The 22,086-nt window shown below is 74.9% G+C and carries 21 protein-coding genes; 9 read left to right on the plus strand and 12 right to left on the minus strand.

Translation table 11 applies throughout. The features are described 5' to 3' along the window. Positions 1–175 precede the first annotated feature (175 nt). A complete protein-coding gene (locus ACIGW2_RS07835) occupies positions 176–1,249 on the plus strand; it encodes a sensor histidine kinase (RefSeq protein WP_391652209.1) in 1,074 nt (357 codons plus the stop codon). Next, entirely contained in the window at positions 1,237–1,881 is a 645-nt protein-coding gene (locus ACIGW2_RS07840; RefSeq protein ID WP_361576103.1) for a response regulator transcription factor, read from the plus strand. Before ACIGW2_RS07835 ends, ACIGW2_RS07840 begins: the two co-directional genes overlap by 13 nt. 7 nt (positions 1,882–1,888) lie before the next feature. Here ACIGW2_RS07840 and ACIGW2_RS07845 read toward each other — a convergent pair whose 3' ends face one another. The 4 genes from ACIGW2_RS07845 to ACIGW2_RS07860 form a co-directional block, all read right to left on the minus strand. Then, entirely contained in the window at positions 1,889–5,332 is a 3,444-nt protein-coding gene (locus ACIGW2_RS07845) for an AfsR/SARP family transcriptional regulator (RefSeq protein ID WP_399841920.1), read from the minus strand. Between the two features lie 47 nt (positions 5,333–5,379). Beyond that, the gene (locus ACIGW2_RS07850) at positions 5,380–6,369 is read right to left on the minus strand and encodes an ArsR/SmtB family transcription factor (protein WP_391652468.1); all 990 of its coding nucleotides are present in this window, start codon (positions 6,367–6,369) and stop codon (positions 5,380–5,382) included. 61 nt (positions 6,370–6,430) lie between these two features. Then, complete coding sequence (locus tag ACIGW2_RS07855) at positions 6,431–7,234, minus strand: ABC transporter permease (protein WP_392175751.1); 804 nt, start codon at positions 7,232–7,234, stop codon at positions 6,431–6,433. Continuing rightward, a complete protein-coding gene (locus ACIGW2_RS07860) occupies positions 7,231–8,220 on the minus strand; it encodes an ATP-binding cassette domain-containing protein (protein WP_399841924.1) in 990 nt (329 codons plus the stop codon). The genes ACIGW2_RS07855 and ACIGW2_RS07860 overlap by 4 nt, the downstream gene beginning before the upstream one ends. A gap of 145 nt (positions 8,221–8,365) precedes the next feature. On the opposite strand from ACIGW2_RS07860, the gene ACIGW2_RS07865 reads away from it, so the two are divergent. Continuing rightward, complete coding sequence (locus ACIGW2_RS07865; protein WP_391652205.1) at positions 8,366–8,854, plus strand: hypothetical protein; 489 nt, start codon at positions 8,366–8,368, stop codon at positions 8,852–8,854. A gap of 125 nt (positions 8,855–8,979) precedes the next feature. Here ACIGW2_RS07865 and ACIGW2_RS07870 read toward each other — a convergent pair whose 3' ends face one another. After that, a complete protein-coding gene (locus ACIGW2_RS07870) occupies positions 8,980–9,195 on the minus strand; it encodes a dodecin (RefSeq protein WP_399841927.1) in 216 nt (71 codons plus the stop codon). 270 nt (positions 9,196–9,465) lie between these two features. Between ACIGW2_RS07870 and ACIGW2_RS07875 the strand changes: the two genes are divergently transcribed. The 3 genes from ACIGW2_RS07875 to ACIGW2_RS07885 all read left to right on the plus strand — a co-directional run bounded on the left by ACIGW2_RS07875 (position 9,466) and on the right by ACIGW2_RS07885 (position 12,911). Continuing rightward, positions 9,466–10,713, plus strand: coding sequence for an extracellular solute-binding protein (locus tag ACIGW2_RS07875; RefSeq protein ID WP_391652204.1), 1,248 nt, complete (start codon positions 9,466–9,468; stop codon positions 10,711–10,713). A 246-nt stretch (positions 10,714–10,959) separates the two neighbouring features. Further along, positions 10,960–11,811, plus strand: coding sequence for a GNAT family N-acetyltransferase (locus tag ACIGW2_RS07880; RefSeq protein ID WP_391652203.1), 852 nt, complete (start codon positions 10,960–10,962; stop codon positions 11,809–11,811). Then, entirely contained in the window at positions 11,808–12,911 is a 1,104-nt protein-coding gene (locus ACIGW2_RS07885; protein ID WP_399841932.1) for a lysophospholipid acyltransferase family protein, read from the plus strand. Before ACIGW2_RS07880 ends, ACIGW2_RS07885 begins: the two co-directional genes overlap by 4 nt. Here ACIGW2_RS07885 and egtD read toward each other — a convergent pair. The 4 genes from egtD to egtA are packed head-to-tail and all read right to left on the minus strand — an operon-like array spanning position 12,806 to position 17,101. Further along, positions 12,806–13,771 carry an L-histidine N(alpha)-methyltransferase gene (gene egtD / locus ACIGW2_RS07890; protein WP_361576143.1) on the minus strand — a complete coding sequence of 322 codons (966 nt, stop codon included), beginning with the start codon at positions 13,769–13,771 and terminating at the stop codon, positions 12,806–12,808. The two genes, ACIGW2_RS07885 and egtD, sit on opposite strands and share 106 nt — an antisense overlap. Next, a complete protein-coding gene (egtC, locus tag ACIGW2_RS07895; RefSeq protein ID WP_361576146.1) occupies positions 13,768–14,520 on the minus strand; it encodes an ergothioneine biosynthesis protein EgtC in 753 nt (250 codons plus the stop codon). Before egtC ends, egtD begins: the two co-directional genes overlap by 4 nt. Further along, positions 14,520–15,836 (minus strand): ergothioneine biosynthesis protein EgtB, encoded by a 1,317-nt coding sequence (egtB, locus tag ACIGW2_RS07900; RefSeq protein ID WP_391652200.1) that lies wholly within the window; start codon positions 15,834–15,836, stop codon positions 14,520–14,522. Before egtB ends, egtC begins: the two co-directional genes overlap by 1 nt. After that, positions 15,836–17,101: an ergothioneine biosynthesis glutamate--cysteine ligase EgtA gene (egtA, locus tag ACIGW2_RS07905; RefSeq protein ID WP_391652199.1), complete on the minus strand. Its 1,266-nt coding sequence runs from the start codon at positions 17,099–17,101 to the stop codon at positions 15,836–15,838. Before egtA ends, egtB begins: the two co-directional genes overlap by 1 nt. Before the next feature lie 140 nt (positions 17,102–17,241). Here egtA and ACIGW2_RS07910 point away from each other — a divergent pair, with 140 nt between their 5' ends. The 3 genes from ACIGW2_RS07910 to ACIGW2_RS07920 all read left to right on the plus strand — a co-directional run bounded on the left by ACIGW2_RS07910 (position 17,242) and on the right by ACIGW2_RS07920 (position 18,836). Continuing rightward, complete coding sequence (locus ACIGW2_RS07910; RefSeq protein ID WP_391652198.1) at positions 17,242–18,078, plus strand: TIGR02452 family protein; 837 nt, start codon at positions 17,242–17,244, stop codon at positions 18,076–18,078. Between the two features lie 112 nt (positions 18,079–18,190). After that, positions 18,191–18,358 carry a hypothetical protein gene (locus tag ACIGW2_RS07915; protein WP_356074075.1) on the plus strand — a complete coding sequence of 56 codons (168 nt, stop codon included), beginning with the start codon at positions 18,191–18,193 and terminating at the stop codon, positions 18,356–18,358. Between the two features lie 82 nt (positions 18,359–18,440). Continuing rightward, a complete protein-coding gene (locus ACIGW2_RS07920; protein ID WP_391652197.1) occupies positions 18,441–18,836 on the plus strand; it encodes a hypothetical protein in 396 nt (131 codons plus the stop codon). Between the two features lie 71 nt (positions 18,837–18,907). Here ACIGW2_RS07920 and ACIGW2_RS07925 read toward each other — a convergent pair whose 3' ends face one another. The 3 genes from ACIGW2_RS07925 to ACIGW2_RS07935 form a co-directional block, all read right to left on the minus strand. Continuing rightward, complete coding sequence (locus ACIGW2_RS07925; protein ID WP_391652196.1) at positions 18,908–20,332, minus strand: flotillin family protein; 1,425 nt, start codon at positions 20,330–20,332, stop codon at positions 18,908–18,910. A gap of 82 nt (positions 20,333–20,414) precedes the next feature. Then, positions 20,415–20,636: a hypothetical protein gene (locus ACIGW2_RS07930; protein WP_361576164.1), complete on the minus strand. Its 222-nt coding sequence runs from the start codon at positions 20,634–20,636 to the stop codon at positions 20,415–20,417. Between the two features lie 46 nt (positions 20,637–20,682). After that, positions 20,683–21,978, minus strand: a complete 1,296-nt coding sequence (locus tag ACIGW2_RS07935; protein ID WP_399841940.1) for an MFS transporter — start codon at positions 21,976–21,978, stop codon at positions 20,683–20,685. Positions 21,979–22,086 lie beyond the last annotated feature (108 nt).

Genomic DNA, 22,086 nt, shown 5'->3' on the forward strand with positions numbered 1-22,086 from the left:
AGATATACCTGCCGGTCCGGAAAGCGGCGCCAAGCTGCGCAATCGAGTGCACGCAGCCCTTCCCGAGGTGCGCTATCTGGTTCGTGCCGCAGGCTCCGCGGCGGCCTCCTGGGCCGCGATCCCCGTCCTCATTTGCGCGGGTCTCGTCTCCGCCACCGGAGTGCGCTCGTTATTCGTGGCCGAATTCCTGGACCTGGTCGGAAGAAAACGAGCCAAAGATCTGGAAGCGGCCGCCCGGGTTTTCTCCCGAAGAGACATTCCGCGGCCCGCGGAACCGGAGCCCGAACCGCGCGAGGAACTCGCCCGGCTCCGGCACGCACTCGGCAGGTCCGCCGTCGGCGCGCTCGGCGGCCTCCCGGCGGTGATCCTCCTCCTGGTGCCGACGCTCAGCGCCGCCGTCGCCCTCACCGTCCCGCTCTGGTGGTGGGCGCTCCCGCCGCACGTCGTGCTCAGCCCCGCCTTCTTCGACGTCCGCGACTGGCCCACCGCCCTCCTCACCCCGCTGGCGGCCGTCCCGCACCTGGCCCTGCTCCTCTCCCTCGCCCCGCCGACGGCCCTGCTGCACGCCCGGATCACCGCGGGCCGGCCCGCCCCCGGCGGCCGGGCCCGGCTCGCCCACCGGCTCGCCGAGGTCACCACCTCCCGCGCGGAGGCCCTGGAGGCCCACGCGGCGGAACTCCGCCGCATCGAACGCGCCCTGCACGACTCCACCCAGAACCGACTGGTCGCCGTCCGCCTGCACCTCGGCATCCTCGAACGCCTGATGGAGAGCGACCCGGCCAAGGCCCGCGAGCTGATCTCGGTGACCCAGGCCGCCGCCGAGGAGGCCCTCACCGAGCTGCGGAACGTCGTCCGCAGCATCTACCCGCCCGTGCTCGCCGACCGCGGCCTGGCCGGCGCCGTCTCGGCCCTCGTCCTGCGCTGCCCGCTGCCCTGCGAGCTGGAGGTCGCCGAGCTCACCCGCGCCCCCGCCGCCCTGGAGGTCGCCGCGTACCATGTCGTCGCCGAGGCGCTCACCAACGCCGTCAAGCACAGCGGGGCGACCGCCGTCCGGGTGGGACTCGGCACCGAGGGGCAGACCCTGTACGTCACCGTGACCGACGACGGCCGGGGCGGCGCCGACGAGTCCCGCGGCAGCGGACTCGCCGGCATCAGGGGCCGGGTCGCGGCCTTCGACGGAACGACCGAGGTGTCCAGCCCGCCGGGCGGGCCCACGACCATCCGGGTGGAACTGCCATGCGCGTGCTGATCGTCGAGGACGACGCCCTGCTCCGGGCCGGACTCGAACTGCTTCTCGCCACCGAGGGGTTCACCGTGGCCGGCGCGGTCGACCGGGCCGACGACCTGCCGGCGCTCGTCGAGAGCCTCACCCCCGACGTGGTCGTGCTCGACGTCCGCCTCCCGCCCACCTACCGCGACGAGGGCCTGCGGGCCGCGGCCGAACTGCGCCGGGAGCGCCCCGGATTCCCGGTGCTCGTCCTCTCCGCCCACGTCGAGGAGAACTACGCGGCCGAACTCCTCGGCGACGACGCCAGCGGCATCGGCTACCTCCTCAAGGACCGGGTCGGCAACGTCGCCGAGTTCACCGCCGCCGTCCACCGGGTCCACCGGGGCGGCACCGTCATGGACCCCGAGGTGATCTCCCAGCTCCTCGGCCGCCGCCGCGGCCACGACCCGCTCGACCAGCTCACCCCGCGCGAGCGCGAGGTCCTCGGCCTCATGGCGGAAGGCCACGACAACGGACGCATCTGCGACCTGCTCGGGCTCTCGGTGCCCGCCGTCAGCAAGCACATCAAGAACATCTTCACCAAACTCGGCCTGCCCGCCTCGGGCACCGGCCACCGCAGGGTCCTCGCCGTCCTCGCCTTCCTCAACCGCTGACGACACCTCAACTCCGCTGTGAGCCAGCCACGTCCGGCCCTTCCGCGTCCTCGCCCTCCTCCTCGGCGAGCAGCGCCCGTACGGCCGCGTCCCGGTCCAGCCGCTCGCCCGCCGCGCACCGGCGGCGGAACTCCGCCGCGCCCAGCCGTGCGGTCAGCTCCGCGCCCAGCGCCCGCACCTCCGGGCTGCCCAGGTCGGCGAGCCCGCGCAACGCCGCCGCCGTGCCCAGCAGGTACGCCGAGCGGGCCGGCCGGTCCGCGTGCAGGGCCACCGACGCCAGCAGCTCCGCGATCGTCGCGAGGACCCACATGTCGTTGAGCGGCACCGCGAGCCGCAGCGCCTCCGCCGCCGCCTCCCGGGCCGCCGCGAGGCCCTCCGCGCCCAGCGACAGCTCCAGGCCCACGGTGCGCCGCAGCACCTCGATGCGCAGGAACTCCCGGTCGAAGACGGCGTCGTCGAGCAGCCGGACCGCCCGGTCGAGCCGCTCGGCCGCGATCGCCGGCTGACGCCGCCGGGTGGCGATCTCGGCCAGGCCCACGGCGACCAGCACCTCGTACTCGGGCATCGTGCGCCGCGGCCCGCGCACCGCCTGACGGAAGCTCACCTCGGCCGCGTCGGGTTCCCCGGAGCGCAGCTGCTCGATGCCCAGCCGGATCCCGATCTGGGCGACGTCGTCCGCCGAGCCGACCGCCTCGATCGCGGTCCGCGCCTCGTGCAGCAGGGCCAGGGTGCCGACGGTGTCGCCGCGCATCGAGGTGAACCGGGACAGCATGCCGGTGAGCTGGCCGGTCGACCAGCGGTCGCCGAGCGCACGGAAGGACGACAGGGCCGCCCGCACGTGCCGTTCGCCCGCGCCGCCGTCGCCCGTCGTCTCCGCCGCGAAGCCGAGGGCGGCCCGGCCGCAGGCCCGCGCCCACGGGTCCGGATGGGCACAGGCCCGCAGGGCGCTGCGCTCCATCTCCGCGTGCTCGCCCGCCATCAGCCAGCACTTCGGCTCCAGCAGGGCGAGCAGCGGATGCTCCCGCATGGCCGCGCTGTCCCGGGCGCGCCGGGCCGCCTCGGCGACCCGGCCCCGGTCCGCGGCCTCGCCCCCGGAAGCCGTCGGTGGGGGCAGCAGCAGCCGCAGGACGGTGAACAGGGCCGCGGCCGTCTCCGGTACGCGTGCGCCGAACCGCAGCAGCTCCGCGCACCAGGTGTTCGCCTCCCGGTAGTGGCCGCGCATGACCCAGTACCAGGACAGCGCGAGGCCGAGCCGGACCGCCGTGTCGACGTCCGCGCCGCCGACCGCCCGGCGCAGCGCGAGCAGCAGGGTGTCGTGGTCGGCGTCGAGCCGGGCGATCCAGCGCGGCTGCCCGGCGCCGCGCAGCTCCACCGCGGCGCGTTCCGCGAGGGCGAGGAAGTGGCGGGTGCAGGCGGCCTCGGCGGCCTCCCGCTCGCCGGCCTCCGTCAGGCGCTCCGCGCAGTAGGCCCGGGTGGACTCGTGCATGCGGTAGCGGGTCTCGCCGTCCTCGCCCTCCCACAGGTGGAGCAGGGACTTGTCGACCAGCGAGGCCAGCACGTACGGCACGTCGTCCTCGCCCGAGCCCTCGCCCGAGCCCTCGGCCAGACCCTCGCCCAGGCCCTCGTCCGGTCCGCCGCCGGGGCCCGCGCCCGCGCCCGTCGCCACGGCGACGGCCGTGTCCTGGGTGAAGGAGCCGCCGGCCGCGGCGAGCCGCCGGGCCAGCCGCCGCTCGGGCCCGGTGAGCAGCTCCCAGCTCCAGTCCATGGTGGCGCGCAGGGTGCGGTGCCGGGCGGCGGAGCCGCGGTTGCCCACGGTGAGCAGCCGGAAGCGGTCGTCGAGCCGTTCGGTGATCTGCCGGACCGACATGGAACGCAGCCGGGCGGCGGCGAGTTCGATGGCGAGAGGGAGTCCGTCGAGCTTGCGGCAGATCTCCACCACCTGGGCCGTGTTCTCGGGCGTGAGGGCGAAGCCGGGGCTCACCAGGGCGGCCCGGTCGCAGAACAGCTGGACCGCGGTGGAGCGTTCGGCCTCGGCCTCGGAGGGCGGCAGGTGCAGCGGCCCGACCCGGCACAGCGCCTCACCGTTGATCATCAGCGGCTCGCGGCTGGTGGCGAGCAGCAGGAGCCGGGGGCAGGCGGCCAGCAGATCGGCCGCGAACCGGGCCACCTCGGCGATCAGGTGCTCGCAGTTGTCCAGGACCAGCAGGGCGCGCCGGGGCGCCAGGAAGCCGGTGAGCCGGTCGAACCGGCTGCGGCCGGCCTGGGGTTGCTCCAGGAGCGGGGTGCCGGGGAGTCCGAGGGCGCGGGCGACGGCGTCGGCCAGGCCCGCGCCGTCCATGAGCCCGCCGAGCTCGACCAGACACACCGGATCCGCCGTCTCCGCGTCGGCCCGAGAAGCGAACTCGGTGGCCAGACGCGTCTTGCCGACGCCGCCCGGCCCGTACAGCGTGACCAGCCGCGCGTCGCGCAGGGACGCGGCCACCCGCCGCAGTTCGGCATCCCGGCCGACGAAGCGGGTGAGCGGGCTGGGCAGTCCCGCACGGGCCGGCGACTCGGCGGCCCGTTCCCGCGCCCGGCTCCCGGCGAACTCAGGGACGGCCCCGGCGGGCCGGCGCGTTCCCGGGCCGTCGCCGATTCCGCCCGGGCCCACGGGCCGATCCGCGGTCCGGCCCGGTACCGCGGCACCCCGACCGCCCCGCCGCTCGCCGTCGGTCAGCACGTCGGCGTGGATCCGGCGCAGCTCGGCGGACGGCACGGCGCCGAGCTCCTCGGCGAGCGCGGCCCGCAGCCGCTCGTAGGCGGCGAGCGCCTCGGCGGGGCTGCCCGCGGCGTGCAGGGCGCGCATCAGCAGGCCGGCGGCCCGCTCCCGTAACGGATGAGCGACCGTCAGCTCACGCAGCTCGGCCAGGAGTTCGGACGCCTGGCCGAGGGCGAAGCGGGCCTCGGCGTGGTCCTCGACGGCGGCCAGGCGCAGCTCCTCGAAGCGCGCGGCGGCGCGGGAGGCGAAGCCGACGCGGGCGAACTCGGGCAGCGGAGCCCCGCGCCAGAGCGCCAGCGCCTCGCGCAACAGGGGCGCGCCGCGCTCGGGGTCACCCGCGCGCAGCAGCCGGCGCCCTTCCGCGGCGAGCCGCTCGAAGCGGTGGGCGTCCACGTCGGCGGGCCCGACGGAGAGGCGGTAGCCGCCGGGCCCGGAGTGCAGCCTCAGGTCCTGGTCGCCGGTCTCGCCGAGCGCCCGGCGGGCCCGGGAGACCAGCCGGTGCAGGGCGTTGGTGCCGCCGGCGGCCGGCGGCTCGTCCTCCCACAGGTCGGCGACGAGGGTGCCGGTCGGGACGAGCTCGGCGGGCTGCAGGGCGAGGCGGGCGATGAGCAGCCCCACCCGGCGGCCGGCCGGCGGCAGCACCCGGCCGTCACGGGCACGCAGTTCGAGCGGTCCCAGCAGCAGTAATCGCACGGTCGCCAGTCTCCAGGAACGGCCTTCGAACCCCGGCGATCATCATGTCACGCGACCAGCCCCTTCGACCGGTCTTCTTCCGTACGCCGCTCCGCGCAGTCCCCGCACCAGGTCCGCGCCGGCTCCGTGGGCGAGTTGAGGATCAGGGTGCCGAGCGCGGTCACCTCGTGGCGCACGCTGCCGCCGTGCCGGGTCGTGCTGACCAGGCCGGAGCTGCGCAGCACCGAGGTGTGCTCGCTGGCCGTGGTGGCCGAGATCCGCAGCGCGGTGCTCAGCTCGCTGGTCGACTGCGGCCGGGTGAGCCGTTCGAGCACCGCGGCCCGGGTCCGCCCGAGCAGCTGCGGCAGCGGCTTGACCGGCCGCTGGTTGTCCTTCACCAGCGCGGTGGCGGCCAGTCCGTGCGGACACACCGGGAAGACCATGACGTACACGGGCCGTCCGGCGGCCCGCTCGGTCGCGGTGCGGCCGGCCGCGCCACGGCGCCAGGCGTACAGCCGCGGGACGCCGCTGAGGAACACCGAGGGCACCAGCTCCAGGCCCTGCCCGTCGAGGAAGACCTCGCGGTCCGTGCCGTCGTCGACGGTGAGCCGGTCGGACTCCCACTTGGCGTTGTACTGGAGCCGCTCCAGGGTCACCGCCAGACCCAGCCGGGCGACCATGTCCGAGTAGCAGTGCCGGGTCTCGTCGAGCAGTTCGCGGATGCTCGCCGTGTACGGGGTGACACAGGCCTTCTGGAACTCGGCGAGTGCCGCCAGCGCCCGCCGCACCTCCTCCGGGGCCGCGGGGTCCCGTTCCGGCGCGCGCTCCGCGAGCAGCGCCGGCAGGAGCTCGTCCCGCAGGCGCAGGGCCTGCTGGAGCCCGGGGTGGCGCGAGGGGCGGGCCGCCACCCAGGCGCGGGCGTGCGAGACCCAGCGGCCCACGCCCCGGTTCTGGCGCGCGGAGCGCTCCAGGTGACCGAGCGCGAACAGCGCCTCGGCCCCCGGACGGGCCCCGGGCGACATGTGGGTTCTGGCGATGTCCTCGTGAGTGAAGTGCATGGTCAGCACGCAGGTCCTCCTGCCCGGCGCCGGATGACTGACGCGCTCGCCCGGGTGAAGCTCATCTCGTGCGGCGGGCGTAGGTACGTACGGCTGCGGGGAACAGTACGGCGAGCAGCACGCCCATCCAGACCAAACTGGCCACCACCGGACCCGAGGCGTCCCCGCCCAGCATGAGCGCCCGGGTCGCGTCCACGAAGTGGCTGACCGGGTTGACCCCGACCCACCACTGCAGCCAGCCCGGCATGCTCTCGGGCGAGGCGAAGATGTTGCTGCCGAAGGTCAGCGGCAGCACCAGCGCCATCGTGATGCCCGGAACGGCCTGCGGGCTCTGCGCGACCATGCCGATGAGCACGGAGAGCCAGCACAAAGTAAGGCCGAAACCGATCGAAAGGAGCAGGGCCAGCAGCACCTCGACCGGGCCGGTCCGCACCCGGAACCCCATCGCGAAGGCCAGTGCGAGCAGCACGACCAGGGCGAGGGCGTAGCGCACCACGTCGCCGAGGACGGCGCCGACCAGCGGGGCGGAGCGCGCGATCGGCAGACTGCGGAAGCGGTCGAACACCCCCTTGACCACATCGGTGTTGAGGGCGAGCCCGGTGCCGACGCTGGCGTACAGGACGATCTGCACCATCAGTCCGGGCACCAGCGGCTGGAGGTAGCTCTGCCAGTCGCCGGCGATCTCGCCGCCGAACAGCAGCGCGAACACGACCAGGAAGAGCACCGGTTGGATGATCGTGTCCACCAGCGTGGCGGGGGAGCGCAGCACGGAGCGGATGTTCCGGGCGGCCAGGGTCAGTCCGTGGCCGAGTCCGCGCACCGGTCCCACGCGGACGGCGGCGGCCTGTTCGAGGACGGCGCTCATGCCGCGCTCCGTTCGGTGGTGGGGGTGCCGGCGTCCGCGTCGTCGCCCGGGGCGGCGGGCCGGCCGGTGAGGGAGAGGAAGACATCGTCGAGGCTGGGCAGCCGCAGCGCGAGCTCGTCCACCGCGATGCCGGCCTCGTCCAGCCGCCGCACCAGCGCGGACAGCATCACGGTGTCGTCGGCCAGGGTGGTGATCAGGCCGGTGTCACCGTCGGCGGATGGCGTGTTCTCCGTCAACAGACCGAGGATGCGGACGACTTCGGGAACGTCCCGCGGATCGGCGGGCCGCACCTGGAGGGTCTGGCCGCCGGTGCGCTTCTTGAGCTCGTCGGCTCGCCCGTCGGCGACCACCCGGCCCTGGTCGATCACGGTGATCCGGTCGGCGAGGCGGTCCGCCTCCTCCAGGTACTGGGTGGTCAGGAGCACGGACACGCCGTCCTCCGCCAGCCCCCTGACGACCTCCCACACCTCGTTGCGGCTGCGCGGGTCGAGGCCCGTGGTGGGCTCGTCCAGGTAGAGCACCTCGGGCCGGCCCACCAGGCTCGCGGCGAGGTCGACCCGCCGGCGCATGCCGCCCGAGTAGGTCTTGACCGGGCGCCCGCCGGCCTCGGTCAGGGAGAAGCGTGCGAGCAGCTCCGTCGCGCGCGCCCGCGCGTCCGCCTTCGGCATCTCCAGCAGTCGGCCGACCAGGACCAGGTTCTCGAAGCCCGTCAACTCCTCGTCCACCGAGGCGTACTGCCCGGTCAGCCCGATCCGCCGGCGCACCGCGACCGGCTGGCGCAGCACGTCGTATCCGGCGACGGTGGCCCGGCCGGCGTCGGGCCGCAGCAGGGTGGAGAGGATGCGTACGGTGGTCGTCTTTCCGGCCCCGTTGGGTCCGAGGACGCCGAGGATCGTCCCGGCGGGCACGGAGAGGTCGACCCCGTCGAGCGCGGTGTGCGATCCGTACCGTTTCACCAGGCCTTCTGCCTGGATCGCGAGTGACATGAGAACCTCCCTGGTTCGGACACCGATCGTCCAGGGACGTTCTGACAACGGGCCCACAAGTCGCTGACAGGCGGGCCGACGGGGCGTGACCAGGCGTCCGCGCCGCGCCCGGGAGGATCCGGAAGGCACGGCCTACGCTGGGGGAGTGACGCGACAGCACCGGCCCGTGGCCGTCTTCGACCTCGACAACACGCTCGCCTCGACGGCGCACCGGCAGCACTTCCTGGAGGGCCGGCCGCGCGACTGGGCCGGCTTCTTCGCCGCCGCGCCCCAGGACCCGCCGCTGCCGGAGGGGATCGCGCTGTGCCGGGAGAGCGCCGTCGAGTGCGACGTGGTCTATCTGACGGGGCGCCCCGAGCGCTGCCGCCGGGACACCCTCGACTGGCTGGCCGCGCAGGGCCTGCCCGAGGGGCCGGTGCACATGCGCCGCGACCGCGACTTCCGGCCCGCCCGGCAGACCAAGCTGGAGGTGCTGCGCAGGCTGGGCCGGGACCGCGAGGTGCGGATGCTCGTCGACGACGACGAGATGGTCTGCGACGCGGCCGAGGCGGCCGGCTTCACCGTGGTCCGGGCCCGCTGGGCGGTGCCGTCCGAGGCGCTGAAGGAGGCGCAGGAGAAGGAGGGACGGACCTGAGGCACGGACCGGAGGGGGAGGCCTGAGGCACGGACCGGAGGGGGAGGCCCGAGGCACGGACCGGAGGGGGAGGCCCGAGGGCCTCCCCCTCCCCGTACCTCCGGAGCCGGTCCGGAGAAGCCGGCCTAGCTCTCGTCATCCAGGCGGAAGCCGACCTTCAGGCCCACCTGGTAGTGCTCGATCGCGCCGTCGACGAGGTGGCCGCGGACCTGGGTGACCTCGAACCAGTCCAGGCCCCGCAGGGTCTGCGAGGCGCGTTCGATGCCGTTGCGGATGGCCTGGTCGACGCCCTCGGTGGACGTGCCGACGATCTCGGTGACGCGATAGGTGTGGTTCGACATGGGAGCCGGACTCCTCTCGGTGCCGCTCGATGTCCCGGGGGTGGGTTCCCTCCACCGTGCCCCAGCCCGGGGCGCTCCGCGACACGTCGGCCCCCCCGGGGGGTCGGCGGAAGCCGATGGTCCAGGACTTGACCATCCGCTTTGGTCCAGACCAGAATCCTGGCCACATACCCGCGCGAACCTCCCGTCAGGTCCCCCCACACGTCGGGTCAGCCCCCATGCCGGGGCGCCCACCAGGCGCCCCGCACTGGACCGCAGAAGGTGACCTACGTGAAGAACCGCCGTCTCGTCTGTCCGCTGGCAGTCGTGTCCGCCCTCGCCCTCGCCGGCTGCGGACTCCTCCCCGGCGGCGGCAGCACCAGCCGCACGGTGAACCTCTGGCTGATGCGCGACAGCGTCAGCGACGACTTCCTCCAGCGCTTCACCGAGGCCTTCGAGGCCGAGCACGAGGGCGTCGAGCTGGAGGTCACCGTCCAGGACTGGACCGGCATCGGCAAGAAGGTCACCGAGGCCATCACCGGCGACGGCGGGCCCGACGTCATCGAGGTCGGCAACACACAGGTCGCGCAGTACGCCGACACCGACAAGCTCTACGACCTCACCCTGGAGTCGGTCCGCGACCTCGGCAGCGAGGACTGGCTGCCCGGTCTCGCCGAGCCCGGCAGCATCGACGGCGCGCAGTACGGCATCCCCTGGTACGCCGCCAACCGCATCGTCATCTACAACAAGGACCTGTTCGCCGCCGCCGGGATCAAGCCGCCCAAGGACCGCGACCAGTGGCTCCGGGACACCGCCGCGCTCGACACCGGCGGCACCCAGGGCATCTACCTGGCCGGACAGGACTGGTACACCCTCGCCGGATTCATCTGGGAGGAGGGCGGCGACCTCGCCGTCGACCGGGGCGGTTCCTGGGCCGGCGCCCTGGACAGCCCGGCCGCGCTGCGCGGCATGAACTTCTACAAGCGCCTCCAGGCCCTCGGCGAGGGCCCCAGGAACGCCGACGAGCAGACGCCGCCGCAGGCCGACGTCTTCGCCAAGGGCGACGTCGCCCAGCTGATCGCCGCCCCCAGCGCCATCGCGGCCATCACCAAGGCCAATCCGGAGCTCAAGGACAAGCTCGGCTTCTTCCCGATACCGGGCAAGAAGGCCGGCCGGCCGTGCGCCGTCTTCACCGGCGGCTCCGACCTGATCATCCCGGAGAACGCACCCGACCGCGCCGCCGCCCTCGACGTCGTCAAGGCGCTGGCCGGCGAGAAGTGGCAGGGCGAACTCGCCCGCGCGATGAACTACGTGCCCAACAAGAAGTCCCTCGCCTCCCTCGTCGCCGGCCAGGAGGCCACCGCCGCCATGGCCGCCGGCGCCGCGCGCGGCCGGGCCACCCCCAACTCCCCGCAGTGGGCCGACGTCGAGGCCGACAACCCGATCAAGCCCTACATGACCGCCGTGCTCACCGGTGAGGACCCGGCCCGGGCCGCGAAGAAGGCCTCCGAGGAGATCACCGACACCCTCGCCGAGTGACACGGCGCGCCCCCGCGGCGCCCCTCCCCGCGGCGCCCCCCCGCGGCGCGCCTCCCCACACGCGCCTCCCCGCGTACGACGGGACGGCACCGGGGGCGGGACCGCCCACCATTCAGCGCCTCCACACCAACCGGTACCCGTCCGGTCACGTCGAATCCAGTCGGTCGCGGAAGAAACGAGGGGCCGGGCCACCGCTCGCACGGCCCGGCTCCCACCGTCCCCGTCCGCACCGCCGGAGGAGCCGACATGGCCGCCGTACCCCTCGCCCAGCCCGTCGCCGAACCCCTGGCCGCGCCGCTCGCCGCCGTCCCCGGGCAGCCGCAGGCCGGGTCCGAGCCGCAGCCCCGCTACGTGGTGGGCCTGGCCCGGGACCAGGAGGACGTCCGGGCCGCCCAGCGGCTGCGCCACCTGGTCTTCGCCGGCGAGATGGGCGCCCGCCTGGACGGCCCCGAGCCCGGCCTGGACAGCGACGCCTTCGACGCCTACTGCGACCACCTGCTGGTCCGCCGGGAGGACACCGGCGAGGTCGTCGGCACCTACCGGGTGCTGCCGCCCGAGCGGGCCGCCGTCGCGGGCCGGCTCTACTCGGAGAGCGAATTCGACCTCACCCGGCTCGCCCCCGTCCGCCACGACCTCGTCGAGGTCGGGCGCTCCTGCGTCCACCCCGCCCACCGCAACGGCGCCGTCATCGCCCTCGTCTGGGCCGGCCTCGCCCGCTACATGACCCGCACCGGGCACAACTGGCTGGCCGGCTGCTGCTCCGTCCCGCTCGCCGACGGCGGCGCCCTCGCCGCCGCCACCTGGGACACCGTCAGGACCAAGCACCTCGCCCCCGAGGAGTACTGGGTCACCCCGCACCGCCTGTGGACCCCCGACAGCTCCGTCCCGCCCGCCGCGGCCGCGGGCAGCCGCGCCGACCTGCCGCCGCTGCTGCGCGGCTACCTGAGGCTCGGCGCCTGGGTGTGCGGCGCCCCCGCCCACGACCCCGACTTCGGCGTCGCCGACCTCTACGTGCTGCTGTCGCTGCGCAACACCAACCCGCGCTACCTGCGGCACTTCCTCTCGCTCGCCCCCGCCCCGCTCGCCCCCGGCCGGTGAGCACCCCGGCCGCGTCGCCGTGGCTGCCCACGGCGCCGTGCACCCCGGACCCGTGCGCCGCCCACCCCGGTGCCGCCGCCCCGCGCGGCGGCGCCCTCGCGGGCGCGTTCCGGCTTGCCACCGGTCTCGCCACGGTGCTCCTCGGGGTGCTGCTCTCGCCGCTCGCGGCCCCGCTGCCCGCCGCCGGCCGGCTCCTCCTCGTACGGCTGTGGTGCCGTGCGGTGCTGCGGGCCTTCGGGGTACGGATCCGGGTCACCGGCCGGCCCGTGCCCGCCGCCGGCCCGCTGCTGGTGGTCGCCAACCACATCTCGTGGCTGGACGTCCCGTTGGTCGCGGCCGTGCTGCCGGGCCGGATGCTGGCCAAGCGCGAGGTGCGCGGCTGGCCCGTGCTCGGCCCGCTCGCCGCGCTCGGCGGCACCGTGTTCATCGACCGGGACCGGCTGCGGAGCCTGCCCGGCACGGTCGCCGCGATGACCGGCGCGCTCGCGGCCGGCGGCCGGGTGGTGGTCTTCCCGGAGGGCTCCACCTGGTGCGGCCGGGCCCGCGGCCCCTTCCGCGCCGCCGCCTTCCAGGCCGCCGTCGACGCCGGCGTCCCGGTCCAGCCGGTCCGCCTGCACTACACCCCCGTCGGTGCCGCCGGATACGTCGGCGAGGACTCGCTCGGCGCCTCCCTGTGGCGGATCGCCGGCACCCCCGGCCTCGTCGCCGAACTGCGCCTCCTGGACCCGCTGGCACCGCCGGCGCCGGCGAGTGAGCCGAAGGGCGCGCCAGGGGGACGACCCCCGCGCGCAGCCCTCGAGGAACGAGGGGGCGGGCACGGTGGGGGTCGTGAGCCCGGCTCAGAGCGCCCGGAGGCGAACCGAGCCCCAAGCGCCCCCGCACCGGGCCCGGCCGGCCGCGAGGCCCGCCGCGTCCTGGCCCGCGCCGCCGAGGCGGCCGTCGCCCTCGACCCGCCCGGCCGCACGCCCGCCCCCTCGCCCGTGCCGCTGCCCGCTCAGACCACCGTGGCCAGCGAGAGCGCGAACCGCCCCTGCTCGTCCGTCCACCAGTGGGACGGCGCGAACCCGGCGGCCGTCAGCTCCGCCCGTACCCCCTCCTGACGGAACTTCGCCGACACCTCCGTCCGCAGCTCCTCACCGGCCGCGAAGGGCACCACCAGGTCCAGGTCCCGGATCTTCACCGAGAGCGCGTGCCGGGCCCGCAGCCGCATCTCGATCCACTCGCGCTCCGGGTCCCACAGCGCCACGTGCGCGAAGTCGGCCGGATCGGCGTCGGCGCCCAGCTCCCGGTCCACCACCGCGAGTACGTTCTTGTTGAAGGCCGCCGTCACCCCGGCCGCGTCGTCGTAGGCCGCGACCAGCGTCGCCTCGTCCTTCACCAGGTCCGTGCCGAGCAGCAGCGCGTCACCCGGCACCAGCGCCCCGCGCACCGCCCGCAGGAACGCGCGCCGCTCGTCCGGGAGCAGATTGCCGATGGTGCCGCCGAGGAAGGCCACCAGACGCGGCCCGGTGGTCGGCGGCAGCACGATGCCCTGTGTGAAGTCGGCGACCAGGGCGTGCACCCGCAGCGCCGGCCGCTCGGCGAGCAGGGCCTCGCCCGCACCCTTCAGCGCCGACTCGCTGACGTCCACGGGCACATAGGCCTCCAGGCCGGGCAGCAGCGCGTCGAGCAGGTGCCGGGTCTTCTCCGAGGAGCCCGAGCCCAGCTCCACCAGGGTGCGGGCCCCGGTGGCCGCCGCGATCTCCGGGGCGCGGGCGATCAGCACCTCCCGCTCGGCCCGCGTCGGGTAGTACTCGGGCAGCCGGGTGATCTCCTCGAACAGCTCGCTGCCGCGCGCGTCGTAGAACCACTTCGGCGGCAGCTCCTTGGGCGTACGGGTCAGGCCGTGCAGCACGTCCGCGCGCAGCGCGGCGTCCATGGCGTCCTCGGGGAGGGTGCGGGTCAGCTGGAAGGGGCTCACGGGGAGGGCTCCTCGATGGGGGAGAGGACGACCCCGGCGGGACCGGTGGTGAGGACCGTGCGGTCCGGCACCCGTGTCCAGCCCGGATCGGTGTCGTACGGTTCGGAGGCCACGACCGTCCGGCCGGGACCGGTCAGGTACCAGAGCGAATCCCCCCACGTGGTGGCCGCGACGGCCCTGCCGTCGGTGAGCAGCAGGTTGAGCCGGGCGTCCGGCGCCGCCGCGGCCACCTCCCGCACCGTCGCGGCCAGCGCGGCGCCGGGCGCGGCCCCGGTGCGCAGCCGGTGCAGGGCGAGCGCCCACACCAGCGCCGAGTCGGTGCGTGCCGCGAGGTCGAGGAGCGCGGCCGCGGGCAGGGTCGCCGCGACCGGCAGCAGCGAACCGGGCCAGCCCGGCACCGCTCCGTTGTGGCTGAACAGCCAGTGCCCGTCCGCGAACGGCGCCGCCGCGGCCTCCCCGTCCGCGCCGGGCACGGTCGCGCCGCGCACCGCGGCGAGCAGCGCCCGGGTGCGCACCACCCGGGCGAGGTCGGCGAAGCCGGGATCGCCCCAGATCGGCGCCGCCCGCCGGTAGCGGGCCGGCACCGGGTCGCCGTCCGCGTACCAGCCGACCCCGAAGCCGTCCGCGTTGACCACCCCGCTGGCCTGGGTGCGCGGCGCCCAGGACTGGTGATGCAGGGAGTGCGGCGGCCGGAGCAGCAGCTCGCCGAGGGCCACCGGCTCCCCGACGTAGGCCAGGTGACGGCACATCAGGCGGGCTCCGCGTCGCGGGCGGTGCGGAAGCCGGCGAAGATCTGCCGGCGCACCGGCAGGTCCCAGTTGCGGAAGGTGCCCCGGCAGGCCACCGGGTCCACGGCGAACGAGCCGCCGCGCAGCACCTTGTGCTCGGGCCCGAAGAAGACCTCCGAGTACTCCTTGTACGGGAAGGCCGTGAAGCCCGGGTACGGCAGGAAGTCGCTCGCCGTCCACTCCCACACGTCGCCGATCAGCTGCCGCACCCCGAGCGGCGAGGCGCCCTCCGGATAGCTCCCGGCGGCCGCGGGGCCCAGGTGCCGCTGCCCCAGATTGGCGTGCCCGGGTCCGGGGTCGGCGTCGCCCCACGGGTAGCGGCGGGACCGGCCGGTCGCCGGGTCGTGGCGGGCGGCCTTCTCCCACTCGGCCTCGGTGGGCAGCCGGCGTCCGGCCCAGCGCGCGTAGGCGTCGGCCTCGTACCAGCTGACGTGCAGCACCGGCTCGTCCTCGGCGACCGGGGCGGTCACCCCGAAGCGGCGGCGCAGCCACTGGCCGCCCTCCCGGCGCCAGAACAGCGGCGCCTCGATGGCGTGCCGGCGGATCTGCTCCCAGCCCTCGGGCCGCCACCAGCGGGCGTCCCGGTAGCCGCCGTCGGCCATGAAGGCCAGATAGGCGCCGTTGGTGACGGGCACGGTGTCGATGTGGAAGGACGGCACGATCCGGGTGTGCGCGGGTCGTTCGTTGTCCAGGGCCCACGGCTCGTCGGAGGTGCCCATGGTGAACGGGCCGCCGGGCACCAGGACTTCGTCCGGAAGCTCCGGTCCGCCGGCGGGCGCCGGCGGGGGAGGGGCGGTCAGAGCCGCGGGCCCCTTGCGCAGCTGATGGGTGATCAGCATCGTCTCGTCGTGCTGCTGTTCGTGCTGGGCGATCATCCCGAAGGCGAAGGCCGCGTCGACCAGCGGGCGCCCCTCCAGGCGGGTGTCGTCGAGGACGTGCAGGATCCGGTCCCGTACGTCCGCCGCGTACGCCCGGGCCTCGGCCGGGGCCAGCAGCGGCAGCGACGGCCGGGTGGCCCGGGGGTGCTCGAAGGCGTCGTACATCGAGTCGATCTCGGGTCGCAGCGCCTCCCGGCCGGCCACCGCCCGCCACAGCCACTGCTCCTCCTGGTTGCCGATGTGCGCCAGGTCCCACACCAGGGGCGACATCAACGGCGAGTGCTGGGCGGTCAGTTCGGAGTCGTCCACGCAGGAGGTGAGCAGCGCGGTGCGCTCGCGGGCCCGGGTCAGCGCCACCGCCGTCCGCCGCTTCAGGTCCTGCTCGGCCGGCGCGCCCATCACGCCACCTCCAGCTGCTCGTCGGCCGGGCAGCCGCCCGGCACCACGTACCGTTCGTGGAACGCCGCCACCGCGCCCACCACCCCCGGGGTCGCGCCCCGCCGAGGCAGCGCGTCGAGCGCCGCCTCGAACGCGGTCAGGGCCGCCTTGTGCAGGGGCGCGTGCGTCAGCCCGTCCCGGGCGGCGGTCCGCCACAGCGTGTTGCGCGGCGGGGGGCCGTCCGCGGCGAGCTCCGCGAGCGGCTCGACGGCCCCGTGGGCGGCGAGGGCGGCCTGTGGGTCCTCGAAGAGGGCGGTGGTGACGGCGAGCGGCACCATCCACCCGTCGGGTCCGGGCTGTGCGTCGATCATCCGCAGCTCCAGGTGCCCGCGCGGCCGGACCGGCGGGAACAGCGTGGTCAGGTGATAGCGCAGGTCGTCCGCGTCCGGACGGCGCGGCAGGCCCGAGCGCAGCCACTCCCGGAAGGTCAGCGCCTCCGGCACCGCCCACGGGCCGCTCGGGGTGCGCACGCACATCACCGGGGTGTCCAGGACGTGCGCCGCCCACTCGGCGCGCGGCTCGCCGTCCGGCGGCGGGGCGAGCGCCCGGCTCGGGTCCAGGTCGGTCCACAGTGCCTGCCGGGTCGACCGCCAGCCCGTCCGGCGCCCGCCGTGCACGGGCGAGTTGGCGAACGCCGCCACCAGCACCGCGCCCAGCAGATGGGCGAGCCGCCAGCGGCCGCGATAGCCCAGCGGCCCGTCGTCGTCGAGACCGGCGTCCAGACAGACCTGCACCGACGCCGACTCGCACATCATGGCCCGTCCGGCCGGACCGTTCCGGCCGAGCGCGAGTTCCATGGCGTCGTACCGCGGCTCGCGCAGCACCCGCGCGCGCGGGGCGTGCCACGGGTCCACCCCGTAGCCGCCGAGCGCGAGTCCGATCGGGGCGAGCGCCTCCCGCACCGCCCGCAGGTCCGCGGCGAGCGAGTCCAGGCACTCCATCAGGGAGGCGGCGGGCGGCGAGCTGAGCTCCAGCTGCCCACCGGGTTCGAAGGTGAGGGCCGCCACCAGCGGCAGGGCCCGTACGGTGTCGATCGCCGCGGCCAGCCGGCCCGGCGGGACGGGGCGACGGGGGTCACCCAGGTCGTGGACGAGCCATTCCAGCTCCGCCCCGACCGTACGCGGCGGCCCCGTCTTGAAACAGATACATCGCAGCAGGTCCTCGGCCTCCTCCACGGTCAGAGCAGGACCGCCCCGGGGTATGCCGCTCGACGACGGCGTCGTCATCGCTCCACCTCCTGGGAAAACGCTGCTTCCACCTAAAGCCACCCGGCACGGGCGTGCAAGGGCGCCTCCGGCGCCCCACCCGTGCCCCCGGCGCAAAATCCGTTGCCGCCCACGAGACCCGTCGATCATGCTTTCGGCGCATGAGCGCACGCCTGCGGGCCCTCGCCCGCGAGAACGAGGACATCCTCGCGGCCGGCCACTACACCGCCCCGGACGGCCGAACCGTCCCCCTGGCGGAGCACCTGGCCGCGGCCCTGGACGGCACCCGGCTGCACGGGCCGGAACCCGTCCCCGCCACCCCCGCCACCGACCGCACGACCACCCTCTCCGTCACCGGCGAGAGCAGCCTCGCCGCCGCCCGCCGGATGCTCCGGGAGGACCCCGGCACCCCCGTCGCCGTCCTCAACTTCGCCTCCGCCCGCAACCCCGGCGGCGGCTACCTCAACGGAGCCCAGGCCCAGGAAGAGGCCCTGTGCCGGTCCTCCGCCCTGTACGCCACGCTGCTGCGCGCGCCCGCCTTCTACGAGCACCACCGCGCGGAGCGCGACCCCTTCTACACCGACCGGGTCATCCACTCACCCGGCGTGCCCGTCTTCCGCGACGACCGGGGCCGGCTCCTCGACGAGCCCTTCACGGTCGGCTTCCTCACCTCACCCGCCCCCAACGCGGGAGTCATCCGCCGCCGCACCCCCGCACTGGGCCCCCGCGTCCCCGCCGCCCTCGCCTCCCGGGCCGAGCGCGTCCTGGAGACCGCCGTCGCGCACGGCTACCGCCGGCTCGTGCTCGGCGCCTGGGGCTGCGGGGTCTTCGGGAACGACCCCGCCGAGGTCGCGGGCGCCTTCCGGGCGCTGCTCACCGGCGACGGGCGGTTCGCCCGCCACTTCGACGAGATCGTCTTCGGCATCCTCGACCGCACCCGCGAGCGGGCCACCCTGGCCGCCTTCCGCCGGGTGCTCCAGCCGGCACCCGCCGTCTGACATGCGCCTTCCGTGCCCCCGTGCGAGTCTGGAACGAGATCCGGCCGGCGGAATCCCGGTGCGCACCGAGGCGTCCGCCCCCGGAACGCCAGCCGAGTCGGGAGGCACGAACGTGGGCAAGAAACAGACCCGGGTCAACAAGGGCGCCCGTACCGGCGGCCACGAACACCGCGCGGCCGTCTCGGCCAAGGAGAGCCCGCGCTCACCGGCTTCCGAGGGCCCCCGCCCGGTCATGGACGTCCCCGCACACCGCAAGGAACGGAAGTTCGGGCACAACTGAGACATGATCCGGAGGCGCGTGATCCCCATCGGGACGACGTGTGCATGATGAGTCACCTCACACGCTCGTCCCAGGGGGGAACATGCGCCGCACGTCCATCGGAACCGCCCTCGTCCTGACCGCCGTTACCCTCGGCGGCCTCACGGCCTGCACGTCGACGGATCCCGGGTCCGAGGGCGGCCCGACCCGGGCGGCCGGCACCCCCGCCCAGGCCACCAAGGCCACGCCCACCTCGCCGGTACGGATCGAGGACGGCTTCATGCCCGACCTGGTCGGCCAGTCCGTCATGAGCGCCTATGGGCAGCTGAGCGGCTCGATGCGGTTCGAGGACGCCTCCGGCCAGGGCCGGGTCGTCCCCACCGGCGACGCCCGGGCCGAGGAGTGGAAGGTCTGCACCCAGCAGCCGAAGCCCGGCGACGCCGTCGCCGACGGCCAACAGCTGGTCATCGGCGCGGTCAAGAACACCGAGAACTGCTGACCCGGCGCCGGCCGGACAGACGACGAAGGGGCCCGGCGCTCGCCGGGCCCCTTCCCCCGCTTCCGCACCTCCTACGCGTCGGCGTCGTCCCCCACCGTGATCTCCTCCGTGCGCGGCGCGGGCACCGCCGCCTGCGCCGGAGCGGCCGGCCCGCCCTGCGCGGGCCCGGCCGGGTTCATGGTGGCGAGCAGCTGCCGGGCCAGGCCGAGGCCCGTGCCCCCCATGGTGAGCGCCTTGGCGAACATCTCCGCCATCCCGTCCGCGCCGTTCAGCAGCACCATCTGGTCGACGTTGCCGAACGCCGATGCGCCCGCCTCCACGATCTGCGGCCACTTCTCGGCCAGTTGCTGCGCGACCACCGCCTCCTGGTTCTCCGCGAGCGCCGCCGCCCGCGCCTTGATCGCCTCCGCCTCCGCCAGGCCCTTCGCCCGGGTCGCCTCGGCCACCGCCAGACCCTTGGCGTGGGCCGCCGCGGCCTCCGCCTCACCGGTCACCCGGGTGGCCGTCGCCGTCGCCGCGCTCGCCAGCTCGGTCTTCCTCGCCTCGGCCTCGGCGGCCAGGATCCGGGCGTCGCGCTCCGCCGCCGCCAGCGTCCGCGTCTCGTACGCCAGCGCGTCGGCCGGCTTGCGGACCTCCGTCTGGAGCTGCTGCTCCTTGCGGTGGGACTCCAGCTCGGCCACCCGGGTCTCCTGGACCACGACCTCCTGTCGCGCGGCCGCGTCCGCGAGCGGACCGGCCTGCCGGGCCTTCGCGGACGCCTGGTCCCGCTCCGCCTGGTAGCCCGCCTGGAGGATCTCGCTGTCCCTGGTCGCCTCCGACATGCGCGCGGCGGCCTGCTGCTCCGCCTCCGTCGCCCGCCGGTTGGCCTCCGCCTGCGCGATCCGCGCGTCCCGCTGCACGGCCGCCGCGTGCGGCGCGGCCAGGTTCTTGATGTAACCCGTGGGGTCCTCGATCTCGTGGATCTGCAGCGAGTCCACGATCAGGCCCAGCTTCTCCATCTCCGTGCCACAGGCCGAACGCGCCTGCCCGGTCAGCTTCTCCCGGTCACGGATCATGTCCTCCACCGTCAACCCGCCCACGATGGCGCGCAGATGACCGGCGAAGACGATGTGCACCCGCTCCGACATCAGCTTCTGCTGGTCGAGGAAGCGGCGGGCGGCGTTCGCGATCGACACGAAGTCGTCGCCCACCTTGAAGATCACCACACCGCGCACCTTCAGCGGAATGCCCTGGTGCGTGACGCACTCCACCGACAGCTGCGTCTCGTTGAGGTCGAGCGAGAGCTTCCGCACCGCCTGGACCCCGGGGAGCACGAGCGTGCCCCGGCCGGTGACGATCCGGAAGCCCATGCCCTCGCCCAGGCCCTCGTTCTTGTGGTTCGAACCCGAGATGATCAGCGCCTCGTTGGGCTCCGCGACGCGCCACATCAGTTTGAACAGAGCGATCAGAACGGCGAGGGCGCCGACGACGCCGCCCGCCAGGATCCCGAGGCTCATGGCACAGGTCCCCCTTCACCGGAGCCGCGCGGTTCCGGTGAAGGGAGTGTGCGCCCGCCGCGCGGGCCGCTCAATGGATCGGTCAACTGTCGTACGCGGCTGTGACATACACGGTGCGCGGAGGGAGATGTTCCACCACCATCACGACCGTGCCCGGCTCGATCCGCTCCTTCCCCGCCGCCGGGTAGGCGAGGAAGTGCTCGGCGCCGCCCCGGATGCGGACGATCACCTCACCGACGAGACCGGGTCCGATCGTGCCGGTCACCCGGCCGAGCAGGCCCACCATCGAAGCGTCGCCGTCCATGACCGAACGGTACGTCAGCACCCCGCCCGGGCGGTACGGGAGCGGCTCAGCGCACCGAACGGATCGGGCGCACCGCGAGCGCGCCCAGCACCGAGAGCACCGCCGCCACCACGAACAGCGCCGTGTAGCCGCCGCCGCTCAGCGAGACGACCGTCGAGGCCACGAACGGGGCGACGATCTGCGGGCCGGCGTTGGCGACGTTCAGCACGCCCATGTCGCGGGCCGCGTCCTCCGCCTTCGGCAGCACCATCGTCACCAGCGCCGTGTCCACCGCCATGTAGCAGCCGAAACCGAGGCCGTTGACCACCGAGAAGGCCAGCATCGCGGGCCAGCTCGACGAGACCGCCGGTATCAGCAGCGCCACCGCGGCCAGCGCGGCCGAGGCGCCGACGAACAGCTTGCGCCGGTCGTACCGGTCGGACAGCCAGCCGCCGAGCACCGTGGAGACCACCATCGCCACCGAGTTGACCGGCATCAGCAGGGCCACCGCCTCCTCGGGCGACAGACCGGCCGGCAGATCGGTGTGGTCCTTCAGGATGTACAGCTGGAACCCGGCCACTGCGAAGTAGCCCAGCACCAGCAGCGCGCGCCCGATGAACGCCCAGCGGAAGTCGTGGTGCTTCAGCGCGCTGCCGAAGGCGGCGAGCTGCGCCCGCACCGGCAGGGCGGCCTTGGGCGGCATGCGCTCCTCGCGGGCGCAGACGGTGAAGAGCACGGCGGTCGCGGCGACGATCGCGCCGAAGACCAGATAGCCGGTGCGGTAGTCCTCCGAGAACGCGGCGCCGACCAGCGCGCCGATGGTCGAGCCGACGGGCAGCCCCAGACCCACGGCGGCCGAGGCCTTGCCGCGCGAGGCGAAGGGCACCCGGTCGGGCACCACGGAGGTGAGGGCGGCCTGGTAGACGTTCATCACGGCCTGGCCGAGACACCAGGCGATCATCACGAGCAGGATCGTGTCGACGCCGCCGAGCAGCAGCATCACCGGCACGGCGAGCAGACCGCCCGCGAGGATCCACGGGTTGCGCCGCCCCGAGCGGTCCGAGAGGGCGCCCGCGACCGGGTTGAAGACGGTCGCGAAGAGGGCGGAGACGCCGGAGACCAGGCCGAAGTTGGCCACCTTGCCGGCCGGGTCGATCTCCTCGATCTGCAGGGCGAGCAGCAGCCCGGGGACGCCGATGTACAGCGCGTACATCGCGGTGTTCCCGGCGAGGAGCAGCGGCAGCAGTCCGCGGGCGGGGCGGGGCGGTCCGGCGGCGCCGGGCCCGGCGGAGGCCGGCGCAGCGGCGCCGGAGGCCCCGGACGCGTCCGGGGAGGCGGGGGAGGCGGGGGAGGAAAGGGCCACGGTGCCCTCCGGGGGTGATCGCCCGATGCGGCGGGCGGGAGCGGGAGATGAACGGGTGGTGAGCCGATGCACGGGGGGCGCGGACGCACGTGCGCTGGAACGTGTGGT

It is taken from the genome of Streptomyces sp. NPDC053541 (assembly GCF_044544705.1).
Taxonomy (GTDB): domain Bacteria; phylum Actinomycetota; class Actinomycetes; order Streptomycetales; family Streptomycetaceae; genus Streptomyces.